Raw genomic sequence first — 16,470 nt, forward strand, 5'->3', positions numbered from 1 at the left:
AACTTCATCAACAATGTTGCCAATGAAGTTTATATAACGAAAGAAATTAGTTTTTATTTATACATTACTTTTTTCACCGCTTTAACAACATCGTCACTATTTGGTAACCATTCTGCTAATAAAACTGGTGAGTAAGGTGCAGGTGTATCTGCTGTATTTATTTTTACAATTGGTGCATCTAAATAATCGAAAGCTTGCGCTTGCACTTGGTATGTAATTTCTGTAGAAACATTTCCAAATGGCCAAGCTTCTTCTAAAATAACCAATCTATTTGTTTTTTTAACCGAAGTTAAAATAGTATTCATATCTAAAGGTCTTACGGTACGTAAATCAATAACCTCACAAGAAATACCTTCTTCTGCTAATTGGTCTGCCGCTTTGTATGCATCTTTAATAATCTTACCAAAAGATACAATAGTTACATCGGTTCCTTCTCTTTTCACTTCTGCAACTCCAATAGGAATTACATATTCTCCTTCTGGCACTTCTCCTTTATCTCCATACATTTGCTCACTTTCCATAAAAATAACTGGATCGTCATCACGTATAGCAGCTTTTAATAAACCTTTTGCATCATAAGGATTAGATGGTACAATTACTTTTAAACCCGGAGTATTTGCAAACCAGCTTTCAAAAGCTTGAGAATGTGTTGCTCCTAATTGTCCTGCAGATCCTGTTGGACCACGAAAAACGATAGGACACTTGAATTGTCCTCCTGACATTTGTCTAATCTTAGCAGCATTATTTATAATTTGGTCAATACCAACTAAAGCGAAGTTAAAAGTCATAAACTCTACAATTGGTCTATTTCCTGTCATGGTAGAACCAACAGCAATACCAGAAAAACCAAGTTCTGCAATTGGTGTGTCTATAACACGCTTTGCACCAAACTCGTCTAACATACCTTTACTTGCTTTATATGCTCCGTTGTATTCTGCTACTTCTTCTCCCATTAAGTAAATGCTCTCATCTCTGCGCATTTCTTCACTCATGGCTTCACAAACTGCTTCTCTAAATTGTATAGTCTTCATCTATTATAAATATTAAGGTGAACAAAAATAGAATATTTTCATTTCCTAAATAAATTTATTATCAATATTTATCTATATTTATCTAAAATCACAAAATGAATACTAAAGCTTACACTATAATTGTATTTCTTGTTTTTAATTATTTAGGGTTCACTCAAAATACAATTTTGTGTCCATTACAAGAAACTTATCTAAAAATAGAAGACCCTGTTAACGTTCCTAGTATTACAAATAACCCGGATGGAACAATAACATTAACCCATACAGAAGCTTACATTACTGATGTTTTTGCTAATTATGTGATTCATGATTTTATTCAATCATTTCCAAATTCATCTAGTGAGTTAAGAAAATATTATAATATTTCTTTCGAAAACAGGGACCTAATTAATGAACTGTATGCAACCGTTCCATCTTCCATTTTTCAGTTAGATAATAATTATGAAACAACTCCTATTAGTAGTAATATTATCAACTATTTAGATGGCGAAGTATTTGATTTAACAAAATATTGTTCTGATATTGAAGAAGCAGGTGAATATTGTGAAGACAATGAACAAAATGTACCAAATGATTTTTATCTAGGTATGGAGTTTAATTACGATGCAACAAATGATTTAATGTTAGCAACAATTATTGGATCAACACCCTGTGGTAATTCATTTTCAATTTCTCTTAAAGGAGGAACCGTAAATAATACACTTCAACTATGGATCTCTAATCCTGGAACTTCTACACCATCCAATTATGAGGATTCTTGCCATTACATAGAAGAAACGTTATATGGTATTATTGGTGTTTCTTGTTTTGAAGAATCTCATAATGGAAATATAAAAATCAATATGGACACTGGGAACGACACCTTAGTACTTGAAAGACATACCAGTACTTTCTCTACAGATTTTATGACTTTTACAAACCACAGATTATCAACAATTGATACTGATTTTGAAAAAATAAAATTAGTTTCTAACTATAAAAACCCGTACATCAACTTCACTAATATAGAGAACGACAATTACAAAATTGAAATATTTAATGTTTCCGGAAAACAAATATTAAAAAATAAAACATTTAATAATAACTCTATTTTATCGGAAAGTTTTGCAACAGGATTGTATTTTATTAAACTTCAGAATAACAAAAAATCAAGAGTTTTCAAATTCATTAAAAATTAACTTCACAAATAAAATTGTTTAAAATTTACTATGCACGCATAGTAAATAATCAAAATATTATAATTAACTTCGTAGCCTAGAAAATAAAGCTTAGAATTTTAACTGTTAAAATGTTTTACGATATCGTTATAGTTCTAGCCTTTACAAAAAATACAATTTTAATTTAATTATATAAATATGAAAATTTTAGTGTGTATCAGTCACGTTCCTGACACGACATCAAAAATTAATTTTACAGAAGGAGATACAAAATTTGACACCAATGGTGTGCAATTTGTAATTAATCCTAATGATGAGTTTGGTTTAACGCGTGCTATGTGGTTTAAAGAAAAACAAGGTGCTAGTGTAACTGTTGTAAATGTTGGAGGTCCAGAAACAGAACCTACTTTACGTAAAGCTTTAGCCATTGGTGCAGATGAAGCAATTAGAATAAACACAGAAGCTACAGATGGTTTTGCTGTTGCAAAACAATTATCGAAAGTAATTCAAGATGGAGGTTATGACTTAGTAATTGCTGGTCGTGAATCTATTGATTATAATGGAGGAATGGTTCCAGGAATGATAGCTGGTCTTACCAATGCCAATTTTGTAAACAACTGTATTAGCCTTGAAATAGAAGGAACAAATGCAACTGCTACCAGAGAAATTGATGGTGGAAAAGAAACCGTTACTACCTCTTTACCTTTAGTAATAGGAGGTCAAAAAGGATTAGTAGAAGAAAGTGATTTACGTATTCCAAACATGAGAGGAATCATGATGGCTCGTAAAAAACCTTTACAAGTTGTAGAACCTGTTGCTACAGAAGCAGAAACTTCTTCTGTTAAATTTGAAAAACCAGTTCCTAAAGGCGCTGTAACTCTTGTTGCTCCAGATAATTTAGACGAATTAGTAAACTTACTTCACAACGAAGCGAAGGTAATTTAGTTGTAAATTAAATGACCCCAAACTGGATTTGGGTTCTTTTTAAAGTTTACGAAATCATTAATGAGATTTCCACCTTCGTGGAAATAAAAAACAAAGAATATATTATGTCAGTTTTAGTATATACAGAATCAGAACAAGGAAAATTTAAAAAAGTAGCTTTAGAAGTAGCTTCTTACGCCAAAGCGGTTGCTAACCAATTAGGTACCACAGTAACAGCGGTAACTATTAACGCTAGTGATGCTAGTGTTTTAGGAAACTATGGTGTAGACAAAGTACTAAACGTTACTAACGCACAGCTAGATGCTTTTAATGCAAAAGCATACGCAGATGTTGTAAAACAAGCAGCAGAAAAAGAAGGCGCTAAAGTAGTTATTGTAAGCTCTAGTGCAGACAGTAAATATTTAGCACCATTATTAGCCGTTGGTTTACACGCAGGATATGCTACCAATGTGGTTGAAGCGCCATCCAGCACTTCTCCTTTTACAGTAAAACGTACTGCTTTTACTAATAAAGCATTCAACATGACAACTATTAATACCGATGTAAAATTAGTTGCCGTATCTAATAATTCTTTCGGATTAGTAGAAAATTCAGGAAGCGCTTCCGCGGAAGACTTTGCTCCTGCTATTCCAGAATTTGGAGTACATGTACAATCTGTAGACAAAGCAAGTGATAAAGTAAGTATAGCAGATGCAGAAATAGTAGTTTCTGCTGGTCGTGGATTAAAAGGTCCAGAAAACTGGGGAATGATTGAAGAATTAGCAGAAGTACTTGGAGCAGCTACCGCTTGTTCTAAACCTGTTAGTGACTTAGGTTGGAGACCACATAGTGAACACGTAGGGCAAACAGGGAAACCTGTAGCATCTAACTTATACATAGCAATTGGTATCTCTGGTGCAATACAGCACTTAGCAGGAATTAATGCTAGTAAGGTAAAAGTAGTAATAAACACAGACCCTGAAGCTCCTTTCTTTAAAGCTGCAGATTATGGTGTTGTAGGCGATGCTTTTGAAGTTGTTCCTGCTTTAATCGAAAAATTAAAAGCCTTTAAGGCGCAACAATAAATATTTTTTTATAAATTGTATTGTTAAAAAGGACTGTTTAAATTTTGTTTTGTCCTAATTTAAACAGTCTTTTGCGTTTTATATTATGAGCTTAGTCAAGTTAAACATAAAAGGTATTTCGTATAGCCAAACTCAAAATGGCGCTTATGCCTTGATTTTAAATGAAGTGGATGGAGACAGAAAACTCCCAATAGTTATTGGTGCTTTCGAGGCTCAATCTATTGCTATTGCTTTAGAAAAAGAAATTCGTCCGCCAAGACCACTCACCCACGATTTATTCAAAAACTTTGCAGATCGATTTGATATTGTTGTAAAACAAGTAATCATTCATAAACTAGTAGATGGGGTTTTCTATTCTAGTTTAATTTGCGAACGCGATAAAATCGAAGAAATTATTGATGCCAGAACCAGTGATGCGATTGCATTAGCTTTACGTTTTCAAGCACCAATTTTTACCTATAAAAATATTTTGGATAAAGCAGGGATTTATTTAAAAGTAAATCCGGAAAAAGAAGACGAAAACCTAGGAGACGATATTCTTTTAGATGCTTTAGTTACGGAAGAATTAGAAACAGAATCACCAAACGACACCTTTGCTAGTAAAACTATTGAAGAATTACACAATATGTTAGACGAAGCAGTTGCTAATGAAGATTATGAAAAAGCAGCGCATATAAGAGATGAGATCTCTAAACGATAACTAAATACCACCACATGATACGAGCATGCTAAAAAGTTTTTCATCCAAGAAAATCATTAATAGCGAACAGCATGTGACGAATAAAAAAAAATAAAAATAAGCACATGAAAAATTTTGTATTAGCTATTGTAGCTATTTTTTTTGGATTTTCTACAACTGTTGCACAAGACCTAGAAAAAAAATGGATAGCAAATAACCAGAACAATAGTTTTGAAACCTTAGAACTACATCAAGGTGAATTTAATACTACAAATGCTTCCGGTGATTATATACACCAAAACAACTTATTGGTTTTTTACTACAACCAACCAAACGATACCATAAGACGGTATAAAATTAAAGAGCACACCGATTCTACTTTAGTTTTTTCAGAAAAAAATATAGACTTTCATTTTACAGCAGCTCAAGAAAAAGCAGCAACAGCATTAGCTACTCCTATAGAAACCGGGGATACCATTGTAGAAAGTCAAGGTTTTTCAATTCAAAGTTTATGGAGAGGGGTATTGGGTATGATTTCCCTTTTAGTCTTAGCATTCCTTTTTAGTAGCAATAGAAAAGCAGTAAACTGGAAAACAGTAGGACTAGGTTTAGCATTACAACTTATTATTGCCGTTGGTGTTTTAAAAATTCCTTTTGTTCAAAAAATATTCGAATGGGTTGGTGGATTATTCGTAAGTGTGCTAGATTTCACTAGAGCAGGAAGTAAATTCCTATTTGAAGGTTTGGTAGTAGACATGGATACTTTTGGCTTTATTTTCGCTTTTCAAGTATTACCAACTATTATATTCTTTTCGGCTTTAACTTCTCTTTTATTCTATTTAGGAGTCATTCAAAAAGTAGTAAAGGCATTTGGAGTCGTATTATCTAAAGTCTTAAAAATATCTGGAGCTGAAAGTTTAAGTGTAGCAGGAAATATTTTTCTTGGACAAACCGAAGCGCCATTACTTATCAAAGCGTATTTAGAGAAAATGAATAAGTCGGAAATGCTTCTAGTAATGATTGGAGGTATGGCAACCGTTGCCGGAGCTGTTCTAGCTGCGTATATTGGTTTTCTTGGTGGAGATGATCCTGTTTTAAGATTACAATTTGCAAAACATTTATTAGCAGCATCGGTTATGGCTGCTCCTGGTGCCATTGTCATTTCAAAAATATTATATCCACAAACTGAAGATATCAATACAGACGTAAACGTTTCTTCCGAAAAAATAGGATCCAACATTTTAGATGCTATTGCTAACGGTACTACGGAAGGATTAAGACTAGCTGTAAATGTTGGTGCAATGCTTTTAGTATTTGTTGCTTTTATTGCCATGGCAAACGGTATTCTTGGTTGGGTTGGAGATGTTACTACCATTAATTCTTGGATTTCCGATAATACCGCATATCAAAGTCTATCTCTAGAACTTATTCTAGGATATATGTTTGCGCCATTAATGTGGCTAATTGGTGTAGCTACAGAAGATATGACCTTAATGGGACAACTTCTAGGAATCAAATTAGCAGCAAGTGAGTTTGTTGGTTATATACAATTAGCAGATTTAAAAGATGCAGCAAGCGCAACACACCTAACGTATAACAAGTCTATAATCATGGCAACCTATATGTTATGTGGTTTTGCAAACTTTGCATCCATTGGTATTCAAATTGGAGGTATTGGTTCTCTTGCACCTGGACAACGTAAAACATTATCCGAATTTGGGATAAAAGCTTTAATTGGTGGTACAATTGCATCGCTAATGTCGGCAACTATTGCAGGTATGATAATAGGTTAACAAAAACATAATTAGCATGTGTTCCTCTCTTTAGCTAAAGAGATGTGAATTTTTATTAAAAATTCGGAGCGTTTGAAAACAAAAGAATGCAACGATTTTTTCACATTTCTTATAAGCATAACACCTTTTAAGGTCTACTTCATTAAATTAAAAAATCGTTAATAACTTTATAATATAAATAAGAGCTTCAATTCATTAGAGTTGAAGCTTTTCTTTATTTTTATCCTGACAAAATAAATGTCATGTTGAGCGCAGTCGAAACATCTATTTCTAGACAATCCATACTGCGAATAAAATCAAGTTTAATTTAAAGAGATTCCCACCTTCGTGGGAAATACTATGAAACAATATTTAGACCTAGTACAACACGTTTTAGAAAACGGAAACCAAAAAGGAGATAGAACAGGAACAGGAACAAAAAGTGTTTTTGGTCACCAAATGCGTTTTGATTTAAGTGAAGGTTTCCCAATGGTAACCACTAAAAAATTACACTTAAAATCTATTATTTACGAATTACTTTGGTTCTTAAAAGGCGATACAAATATTAATTACCTTACCGAAAACGGCGTAAAAATCTGGAATAGTTGGGCTGACGAAAATGGCGACTTAGGTCCTGTTTATGGTCACCAATGGAGAAATTGGAACGATGATGAAATTGATCAAATTAAAGAAGTAATTCACGCTTTAAAAACCAATCCGAATAGTAGAAGAATGTTAGTTTCTGCTTGGAATCCTTCCGTGTTACCAGATACTTCAAAATCCTTTAGCGAGAATGTTGCTAATGGTAAAGCAGCACTTCCTCCTTGTCACGCTTTCTTTCAGTTTTATGTAGCAGACGGCAAATTATCTTGTCAATTATACCAACGTAGTGCAGATATCTTTTTAGGTGTTCCGTTTAATATTGCTAGTTATGCATTATTCACCATGATGATGGCACAAGTTTGTGGCTACCAAGCAGGAGATTTTATTCATACTTTTGGGGATGCACATATTTACAGCAACCATATCGAGCAATTAGAATTACAATTATCTCGCGAACCAAGAGCACTTCCTAAAATGAAAATCAATCCAGATGTAAAAGATATTTTCGACTTTACTTTTGATGATTTCACGCTAGAAGATTACAACCCGCATGCCCATATTAAAGGAGCAGTTGCTGTTTAATTAAAAAAAACAAATGAAATACTTAACCCTTCTTGTATGCTTATGGTGTACCACTTTTTCTTTTTCACAAGACAATCTAAAAACAATAAACGAAGTCACAGAAAATTCTGAAGAAGCTCCATTTCAAGTAATTGAAAATGTACCCATTTATCCTGGTTGTGATGAAAACATGGGGAATCCAGCGCTTAAAAAATGTATGAGTTCTAAATTGGCGACTTTGGTTAATAAAAACTTCAACACCAAACTAGCACAATCCCTTCATCTTTCTCCTGGTAAACATAGAATTAGTGTACAGTTCAAAGTAGACACAAAAGGTAATGTAGTTGATGTTAGAGCAAGAGCTCCGCATCCAACACTAGAAAAAGAAGCGATTAGGGTTACACAACTAATACCGCAATTAGATAAACCAGGTTATCAAAAAGGTAAACCGGTTATTGTGCCTTATGGATTTCCAATAAGTTTTACGGTAGAAGGTGCTCCTAACTCTTCGACAGCAGAAAAAATAACTAAAGTAGATAGCTATCCAGTTTACAGAAGTTGCAGTGAAAATCTAGACTTACAAGGCACAAAAAGCTGTACCACCGAAAAAATAGTAGACTTTATTAAATTAGGTTTTAATTATGAATTAGCAGATAAGCTATTCCCTCAAGACAAGTCAACACAGTTTTTAGTAGAATTTACTATTGATGAAAAAGGAAAGACCAAAAACATCACTGCCAAAGCACATAAAAAAGAAATTGCTGCAGAAGCGATAAAGCTTTTAAAACGACTTCCAAAAATGAAAAAGCCAGGGTATTTAAATGGCAAGCCAGTCGCAGTTCCATTTCGAATTTTAATGACTATTTATTTTTAATAGCTTGCCTTTTTCGTAAAAGATATAAAACAAAAAAGGTGTATTCTAATTAAAGAATACACCTTTTTTGTTTTATTAGTCGCGTATTACAAATTTATCACACTATTGTCTGATGCTGCAAACTCGTTCCAAACAAAAGCATCTGCTTGTTCCTCGTTTTGCCATTGTCCGTCAACAACATATTTAAATTCGTAAGAACTGCCACTTTCTAAGTTTACTGTTCCTTTAAATGTTCCGTTCTTTAATTTTTGTAAAGGTTCTGCTTTTGCATCCCAATTGTTCCAATTCCCTACTACTAAAACTTCTTTTGCATCTTTAGCAGGAACTGTAAATGTTACTTTACAAACTGGCTTACTTTTTAAAAATTGTTTCTTAATTGCCATAATATTATTGATTTAAGCTAGTTCAAATTAAATAAGAAAGTTAGAGGTATCAAAAAAATAAATACCTAATTTTGAATTATTATTTTATTATTATAAATCCCATAGTAAAAGTATTAAATAACTATAAAACGGATTCAGAATTAAAGAATATAATAATCATAAAAACAACATAAAACACTGAAAACCAAACTATATCGTTTTAGTGAAAGACAAAAAGGAATTCAGTAACTTTACATAAGAAATCTATTAAATATGTTCGGTAAAAAGAAAAATAAACCACAAATAGACCAAGAGCAATTACAACTTATACAAAATGCACAACGAAGAATAAAACAGAAAAAACGTTTTTATTCTCATACTATCGTATTTGCAATTTTTGCTATAATACTATACACTCTTAATGTTGGTTTACAATTAGCAGATGAGTTTACACTAGCAACACTTCCTTGGTCTGTAGTAATCATTGCTATTTGGTTTGCGCTATTATTTTGGCATTTTTTAAATGTGTTTTTGTTTCAAACCTTTATGGGAAAAGAATGGGAAGCAAAACAACTAGAAAAACTAGTAAGCAAGCAACAAGCACGTATTGAAAAATTAAAAATAAATCTTAAAAAAGAAGCGCCACATATTGCAGAAACAGAAATCTACAATGAAAATTTAGCCGCTAAAAAACAAGTCTTAACTATTATTGTTGCTGCTGGAGAAAACGATGCTATTGGTAAAGACAATAAGCTTATCTGGCATTTACGTGATGATTTAATACGCTTTAAAGCTCTTACTTCTGGACACCACATTATCATGGGAAGAAAAACCTTTGAAAGCTTCCCGAAGCCATTACCAAACAGAACACATGTGGTTATAAGCAGACAAGAAAACTACCAAGTTCCTGAAGGAGTTATTGTGGTAAACTCTCTAGAAAAAGCGATTGCAATTGCTAAAAAAGATATGCAACCTTATATTATTGGTGGCGGTGAAATTTACAAACAAGCCATGGCTTTAGTTGATAAAATAGAAATTACACGTGTTCATGAAGCATTTGAAGCAGATACCTTTTTTCCAAAAATAGATACTTCTATCTGGAAAAAAACCAACGATAAACACCACCAAAAAGATGAAAATCATAAATTTGATTTTTCTTTTTTGACCTATGTTAGAAAATAATGAGAACTACAAACCATAAATTCTCACAAAGTCTATTTGTGATTTTTCTATTTATGGTTTTCACCAAAACCAACGCGCAAGCACTTTACAAAACACCATCTGGTAAAAAGTATCATTTAAGCAGTTGCAGAATGGTCGAAAATGTTTCTAAGAAACTTTCAGATATAGATATCTCTACATATGGTTTAACTCCTTGTAAAATTTGCAAACCACCCATTCAAACAAATATTACAAGTAGTTTCTCGAATACTAATAAAGCGGTTGGAACTTCTAAAACGGCACAATGCAAAGGAAAAACTAAAAAAGGCACTAGGTGTAAACATAAAACTAGCTTGGCTAACGGTTATTGCTATCAACATACAAGTCAAAACAGTAATTCCTATAATACCACAAACCAAACTACAAGTTCTACCTGTGGCGCAAGAACAAAATCTGGAGGTTTCTGTAAACGAAAAGTAAAAAATGGAGCTCGATGTTATCAACATTAGCTCCATTTTTGTTAAATAAAAATAAAAAACATACCAACTAGTATTTTTTCATATACCTTTGTACTATGCAACAAGATTTAAAATCGGAAATCACAAAACAAACCATTCTCAATGAATCGTTTAAACTGTTTTATGAAAATGGTTTTAAAACGACGAGTGTAGATAAAATAATGAAGGCGACTAAGCTCACTAAAGGTGCCTTTTATCATCATTACAAAAACAAAAAGGAATTAGGCCTTGCTGTTATTAGCTTAAAACTAGAAAAAAGAGTTTGTGAAGGCATGATTCTTCCTTTGTATACATCTGGTAATCCCTTAGAAATTTTAGAAGCCACGTTTTTAGAACGATTAAAATCTTTTCCTATCTACGATAAGCAACATGGTTGTCCAATGAATAATTTTATTAACGAGATTGGCGATCTTGAAATTGCCTATCAAATAGCATTGCGAAATATTATTGAAGATTGGAAAGCAGCTTTAATCCTATTAATAGAAAGAGGTAAAAGTGAAAACACTATAAATAAAAACATTTCTAGTAATGCAGTTGCTGTATATCTTATTAGTGCTTTTGAAGGGATTCGAGGTATTAGAAAATTATATGATAATGATGACATTCTAGAGGAATATATTGCTGGGCTTTCCTTATACTTAAAACAACTTAAGGCTTAATTTTTTTTTAACACAAAACATACTAGGTAGTATGTTTGTAAAAACTAAAACATGAAAAAAGAAAAAAACAACAGAAGAGATTTTATTAAGAAAACAGCAATGATAGGTTTGGCTGCGCCACATTTAGCATTTAGCTCTACCTTACAACAAACCACTAAAACAGAAGACATGAACACCAGACCAAAAGTATTATTTTTTGACGTTAATGAAACATTACTAGATCTTACAGCAATGAAAGAAAGTGTTGGTAAAGCGCTAGGAAACAGAAGTGATTTATTGCCACTATGGTTTACAACCATGTTACAATACTCCTTAGTTACTACAGTAGGAAGAAAGTATAACGATTTCGGGATTATAGGTGCAGCTGCATTACAAATGGTAGCTTCCAACCACGGAATCACCATATCTGAAACCGATGCAAGAGAAGCTATTTTAGGTCCTATTCGATCTTTACCTGCACATCCAGAAGTAAAAGCTGCGCTACAAAAATTAAGAGATGCAGGATACAAACTAGTATCTTTTACTAACTCGTCAAACAAAGGCGTGCAAACCCAATTTGAAAATGCTGGATTAATCGAGTTTTTTGATGCGCGTTTAAGTATTGAAGATATAGGAAAGTTCAAACCAGATACCGATGCTTACGATTGGGCAGCTAGAAAAATGGGGGTTCAATCCAACGAATGTTTATTAATAGCAGCACACGGTTGGGATATTGCAGGTGCAATTTGGGCAAATTGGAGAGGGGCTTTTGTTAGTAGACCTGGAGCACAATTATATCCATTAGCGGAAAAACCAGAAATAATTGCGCCTAATTTAACCGAGATTGCAGATAAACTAATTGCTTTAAAGTAAGTTGCAATTTATATAACGCTTAAACCATACATATATGAAACTAGAAAACAAAGTAATTATAGTAACTGGTTCTTCTAAAGGAATTGGTAGAGAAATAGCAACACTTTTAGCTAAAAACGGAGCGAAAATAGTTATAAATCATTCGAATAGTGAAACGGAAGCTAACGCGACTCTAGAAACTATTAAAGCGCAAGGTGGAACTGCTATTGTTGTTCAAGCAGATGTAAGTAAAAAAGAGGAAGTTACGGCATTATTTGACCAAGCTATCGCTACATTTGAAAAAGTAGATGTATTAATAAACAATGCTGGTGTTATGATTTCGAAGAAATTAAAAGATAATACGGAAGCCGATTTTACCAAACAATTTAACGTCAATGTAAAAGGTGTTTTTAACACACTACAAGAAGCTAGCAGTAAATTAGCAGACAACGGAAACATTATCAATATTTCTTCAAGTACTGTAAAATTAATGTTTCCTACTTACGCACTATATTCCGCAACAAAAGCTGCAGTAGAACAAATGACACGTGTATTTTCTAAAGAAATAGGAAGAGGGATTTCGGTAAATGCACTAGCTCCTGGAGCAACAGAAACCGAATTATTTTTAAAAGGTAAATCGCAAGAATTTATAGATAAACTAAGCAGCATGAATGCTTTCAACCGACTTGCCAAACCAATAGATATTGCAAAAGTGGCTTTATTTTTAGCTAGCGACGATTCCAAATGGATTTCAGGACAAGTAATTGGTGCTAATGGCGCATTGGTATAATTCGAAACATAAAAAATCTTTAATCCGCTATCGCAATTTTTCATAAATTCGCAATATGATTAAAGACATCCAACTTCGTGTTTCCTTAAAGGAAGAAGAAATACCAAATATTCTATTAAAGAAAGCTTCCAAAAACTTAGGAATTCCTTATGGCGATATTTCAGGAATTAAAGTATTACGTAAATCTATTGATGCACGTAAAGCTAAAATCATCTTTAATTATAAAGTTGCTGTTTTTATAAACGAGCCTGTTCCGCAAACTTCTGATTACTCGTTTGAATACAAAGATGTTTCTAATGCAAAACCGATACACATTATAGGTTTTGGTCCTGCAGGAATGTATGCTGCATTGCGTTGTATAGAGTTAGGTTTTAAACCTATTGTTTTAGAACGTGGTAAAAACGTGCAAGACAGACGTCGGGATTTAAAAGCCATTAACCAAGATCATTTTGTAAACGAAGATTCTAATTATTGCTTTGGTGAAGGTGGCGCCGGAACCTATAGTGATGGTAAACTATACACACGTAGTTTAAAACGTGGTGATGTGCGTCGTATTTTTGAAAACCTTGTATTTCACGGAGCAACAGACCAAATTTTGGTAGATGCCCATCCTCATATTGGAACCAATAAATTACCAAAAGTAGTTTCTAATATTAGAGAAACCATTTTAAAATTTGGTGGTGAAATTCATTTTGAATCTCGTGTTACCGATTTTGTCATCAAAAACAATGCAATTCAAGCCTTACAATTGCAAAATGGTACAGAGCTAATCGCAAACCGCGTTATTTTGGCCACTGGTCATTCTGCTCGTGATATTTATTATTTACTACATAAAAAAGAGATTGCGCTACAAGCAAAATCTTTTGCAATGGGAGTTCGTGTAGAGCACCCACAACATATTATAGACGCTATTCAATACCATTGTGATGGGAATCGTAGCGAACTACTTCCTGCTGCTGCATACAGTTTAGTGCACCAAGTTAACGATCGAGGGGTTTACTCTTTTTGCATGTGTCCTGGTGGTTTTATTGTTCCTGCTGCTACTGCAAATGGTGAAGTAGTTGTGAATGGTATGTCGCCTTCTAAACGAAATAACGAGTTCGCTAATTCTGGTATTGTTGTTGAAATTAACGTCGATAAAGATTTAGCTAAATATGAAAAATTTGGTGTTTTAAAAGGATTAGAATACCAAAAAGATTTTGAAAAACTAGCATTTAATGCTGGTGGAAGAAGTCAGACTGCACCAGCACAACGACTAACCGATTTTGTAGATGGTAATTTATCCTCTAGTTTAAATCCTACCTCATACCAACCAGGATTACAATCGGCACCATTACATTCTTTATTTCCTAAATTTATAGGAAGCAGATTACGTCAAGGTTTCAAAGCTTTTGGGTCTAAAATGAGAGGTTTTCACACCGAAGAAGCCAATATTATTGGTGTAGAATCTAGAACGTCTTCTCCTGTTAATATCCCAAGAAACGAAAATTTAGAACATCCTGAAATTATCGGACTTTTCCCTTGTGGTGAAGGAGGTGGTTATGCTGGTGGAATTGTTTCTGCTGCAATGGATGGGGAACGTTGTGCAGAATCTGCCATTGTTGGGTTATAAAAAACAGAATAGAGGTTTATTGCTAACCCCATTTAAAATGTTGAGAATTCTTATTTAAACATTTACTTTTTATTGATTTTTTTTTAAAGAATAATGAAGACAACTGGCTGTTTATTATCAAAAGAAACAAGTCTATATTCTTGATTCTTTAAGCGAAGTGATCTTTTCTCTTTATAAATAATTTATTCCTATTTTTGCAACTCAAAATTTAAAACAAATGAACGCATATATATTTCCAGGTCAAGGCGCACAATTCTCAGGAATGGGTTTAGATCTATACGAAAGCTCTCCAGAAGCACAACATTTATTTGAAGATGCGAATGCCATTTTAGGATTCAACATTACAGATATTATGTTTGAAGGTACTGCAGAAGCTTTAAAAGAAACCAAAGTAACACAACCAGCTATCTTTTTACACTCTGTAATTTTAGCAAAAACATTAGGAGAAAGCTTTAAACCTGATATGGTTGCCGGACATTCTTTAGGTGAATTTTCTGCGCTAGTTGCTGCAGGAGCTTTAACTTTTGAAGACGGATTACGCTTAGTATCTAAACGTGCTTTAGCCATGCAAAAAGCTTGTGAAATACAACCAAGTACTATGGCTGCTGTTTTAAGTTTAGAAGATAAAGTGGTAGAAGATATTTGTGCAAAAACGGAAGGTATTGTAGTTGCTGCAAATTATAACTGTCCGGGACAATTAGTAATATCAGGAGAAATTGATGCTATTAATCGTGCTTGTGAAGCGATGAAAGAAGCTGGAGCAAGACGTGCTTTAGTACTTCCTGTTGGTGGTGCATTTCACTCGCCAATGATGGAACCTGCAAGAGAAGAATTAGCAGCTGCTATAGAAAACACAACATTTAGCAAACCAAACTGCCCAATTTATCAAAACGTTACGGCAAGTGCCACAACCGACGAAGAAGAAATTAAAAAGAATTTAATATCACAACTTACAGCTCCTGTACGTTGGACACAATCTGTACAACAAATGATTGCAGATGGTGCCACTTTATTTACAGAAGTAGGACCAGGAAAAGTATTACAAGGATTGGTTAAAAAAATTAATAGAGAAGCACAAACTGCTACTGCAACTATAGAAACGGAAGCATAATGAAACGTTCTTTATTTATATCGTTTATAATTATTTTCAATATTGTTATTGATCAGGTTTCTAAAATTTGGACACGTGCCTATGTTGTTCCAGGTAGTAAGTCTGAAATTATTGGAGATTACTTCACCTTACATAATGTAGAGAATTCTGGAGCCTTTCTAGGAATGGGAAGCGATTTAAGTCCGACAATGCGCGCTATATTTTTACTTATTGTTCCTGTTGCTGTAATGGCTTATGTTTTATTTCTAGTTTTTAGAAACAAAGACTTAGACACCTTTTCTTTAATAGGTTTTTGCTGTATTTTAGGTGGTGGAATGGCTAATATCTACGACAGATTCATGTATGGCTCTGTAACAGATATGTTTCATATAGATTTTGGCGGTGTTTTTAGAACCGGTATTTTTAACGTTGCAGATATGTCTGTAATGGTAGGTTTAGGATTGCTTATTCTTGGCAATTTTAAAAAGAAAGAAGCATAAAAAAAAGCCTCGAAATTATTTCGAGGCTTTTTTTTTTATTATCTACTTAGTACACAATCTTCACAGTCTTTTACTTTTCCGTAATAGGTTTCTCTGTATTTGTGCAGTGTTTTAATAGGAATACCAAGTACTTGTTTTTTAATATACGTTACTTTGGCATTAACACGTCCCATGTTGGGAGCGAATCTGTTTTCTCGTCTTGTCTGACGTTTTACTGTAATCCATTTCATTGTTTTCTCATTTTCATTAGCTACAAAGAAA

General features: G+C 33.3%; 18 protein-coding genes. 15 read left to right on the forward strand and 3 right to left on the reverse strand.

Features of this window, described 5'->3' with window-relative positions; all coding sequences use genetic code 11:
- Positions 1-53: 53 nt before the first annotated feature.
- Entirely contained in the window at positions 54-1,031 is a 978-nt protein-coding gene (locus tag AMD28_RS08345) for a pyruvate dehydrogenase complex E1 component subunit beta (protein WP_055443693.1), read from the reverse strand.
- A 95-nt stretch (positions 1,032-1,126) separates the two neighbouring features.
- Between AMD28_RS08345 and AMD28_RS08350 the strand changes: the two genes are divergently transcribed.
- From AMD28_RS08350 to AMD28_RS08380, 7 genes are all read left to right on the forward strand, one after another.
- On the forward strand, positions 1,127-2,209 hold the full coding sequence (locus AMD28_RS08350) for a T9SS type A sorting domain-containing protein (protein ID WP_055443694.1): 1,083 nt from the start codon (positions 1,127-1,129) through the stop codon (positions 2,207-2,209).
- 177 nt (positions 2,210-2,386) lie between these two features.
- Positions 2,387-3,133, forward strand: coding sequence for an electron transfer flavoprotein subunit beta/FixA family protein (locus AMD28_RS08355; RefSeq protein ID WP_055443695.1), 747 nt, complete (start codon positions 2,387-2,389; stop codon positions 3,131-3,133).
- Between the two features lie 104 nt (positions 3,134-3,237).
- Complete coding sequence (locus AMD28_RS08360) at positions 3,238-4,197, forward strand: electron transfer flavoprotein subunit alpha/FixB family protein (RefSeq protein ID WP_055444338.1); 960 nt, start codon at positions 3,238-3,240, stop codon at positions 4,195-4,197.
- Positions 4,198-4,282: 85 nt separating this feature from the next.
- Positions 4,283-4,897 carry a bifunctional nuclease family protein gene (locus AMD28_RS08365; RefSeq protein ID WP_055443696.1) on the forward strand — a complete coding sequence of 205 codons (615 nt, stop codon included), beginning with the start codon at positions 4,283-4,285 and terminating at the stop codon, positions 4,895-4,897.
- 104 nt (positions 4,898-5,001) lie between these two features.
- The gene (locus AMD28_RS08370; RefSeq protein WP_055443697.1) at positions 5,002-6,669 is read left to right on the forward strand and encodes a NupC/NupG family nucleoside CNT transporter; all 1,668 of its coding nucleotides are present in this window, start codon (positions 5,002-5,004) and stop codon (positions 6,667-6,669) included.
- A 339-nt stretch (positions 6,670-7,008) separates the two neighbouring features.
- The gene (locus AMD28_RS08375; protein ID WP_055443698.1) at positions 7,009-7,833 is read left to right on the forward strand and encodes a thymidylate synthase; all 825 of its coding nucleotides are present in this window, start codon (positions 7,009-7,011) and stop codon (positions 7,831-7,833) included.
- 13 nt (positions 7,834-7,846) lie between these two features.
- Positions 7,847-8,686 (forward strand): energy transducer TonB, encoded by an 840-nt coding sequence (locus AMD28_RS08380; protein WP_055443699.1) that lies wholly within the window; start codon positions 7,847-7,849, stop codon positions 8,684-8,686.
- A gap of 86 nt (positions 8,687-8,772) precedes the next feature.
- Here AMD28_RS08380 and AMD28_RS08385 read toward each other — a convergent pair whose 3' ends face one another.
- Positions 8,773-9,069, reverse strand: coding sequence for an isoamylase early set domain-containing protein (locus AMD28_RS08385; protein WP_055443700.1), 297 nt, complete (start codon positions 9,067-9,069; stop codon positions 8,773-8,775).
- Between the two features lie 252 nt (positions 9,070-9,321).
- Here AMD28_RS08385 and AMD28_RS08390 point away from each other — a divergent pair, with 252 nt between their 5' ends.
- The 8 genes from AMD28_RS08390 (at position 9,322) to lspA (ending at position 16,209) form a co-directional block, all read left to right on the forward strand.
- Positions 9,322-10,230, forward strand: coding sequence for a dihydrofolate reductase (locus AMD28_RS08390; RefSeq protein WP_055443701.1), 909 nt, complete (start codon positions 9,322-9,324; stop codon positions 10,228-10,230).
- Positions 10,230-10,718, forward strand: a complete 489-nt coding sequence (locus AMD28_RS08395) for a DUF5763 domain-containing protein (RefSeq protein ID WP_152975574.1) — start codon at positions 10,230-10,232, stop codon at positions 10,716-10,718. Before AMD28_RS08390 ends, AMD28_RS08395 begins: the two co-directional genes overlap by 1 nt.
- Before the next feature lie 65 nt (positions 10,719-10,783).
- Positions 10,784-11,386 carry a TetR/AcrR family transcriptional regulator gene (locus tag AMD28_RS08400; protein WP_055443703.1) on the forward strand — a complete coding sequence of 201 codons (603 nt, stop codon included), beginning with the start codon at positions 10,784-10,786 and terminating at the stop codon, positions 11,384-11,386.
- Positions 11,387-11,437: 51 nt separating this feature from the next.
- Positions 11,438-12,238, forward strand: coding sequence for a haloacid dehalogenase type II (locus tag AMD28_RS08405; protein ID WP_055443704.1), 801 nt, complete (start codon positions 11,438-11,440; stop codon positions 12,236-12,238).
- A gap of 34 nt (positions 12,239-12,272) precedes the next feature.
- Positions 12,273-13,007, forward strand: a complete 735-nt coding sequence (locus AMD28_RS08410; RefSeq protein WP_055443705.1) for an SDR family oxidoreductase — start codon at positions 12,273-12,275, stop codon at positions 13,005-13,007.
- A gap of 55 nt (positions 13,008-13,062) precedes the next feature.
- On the forward strand, positions 13,063-14,619 hold the full coding sequence (locus AMD28_RS08415) for an NAD(P)/FAD-dependent oxidoreductase (protein ID WP_055443706.1): 1,557 nt from the start codon (positions 13,063-13,065) through the stop codon (positions 14,617-14,619).
- A 217-nt stretch (positions 14,620-14,836) separates the two neighbouring features.
- Positions 14,837-15,730 (forward strand): ACP S-malonyltransferase, encoded by an 894-nt coding sequence (gene fabD / locus AMD28_RS08420; protein ID WP_055443707.1) that lies wholly within the window; start codon positions 14,837-14,839, stop codon positions 15,728-15,730.
- Positions 15,730-16,209, forward strand: coding sequence for a signal peptidase II (gene lspA / locus AMD28_RS08425; RefSeq protein ID WP_055443708.1), 480 nt, complete (start codon positions 15,730-15,732; stop codon positions 16,207-16,209). Before fabD ends, lspA begins: the two co-directional genes overlap by 1 nt.
- 38 nt (positions 16,210-16,247) lie before the next feature.
- On the opposite strand, the gene AMD28_RS08430 is transcribed toward lspA, so the two are convergent.
- Complete coding sequence (locus tag AMD28_RS08430; RefSeq protein ID WP_055443709.1) at positions 16,248-16,439, reverse strand: hypothetical protein; 192 nt, start codon at positions 16,437-16,439, stop codon at positions 16,248-16,250.
- Positions 16,440-16,470 lie beyond the last annotated feature (31 nt).

Origin of the sequence: Lacinutrix himadriensis, from assembly GCF_001418105.1 — a bacterium.
Classification (GTDB): domain Bacteria; phylum Bacteroidota; class Bacteroidia; order Flavobacteriales; family Flavobacteriaceae; genus Oceanihabitans; species Oceanihabitans himadriense.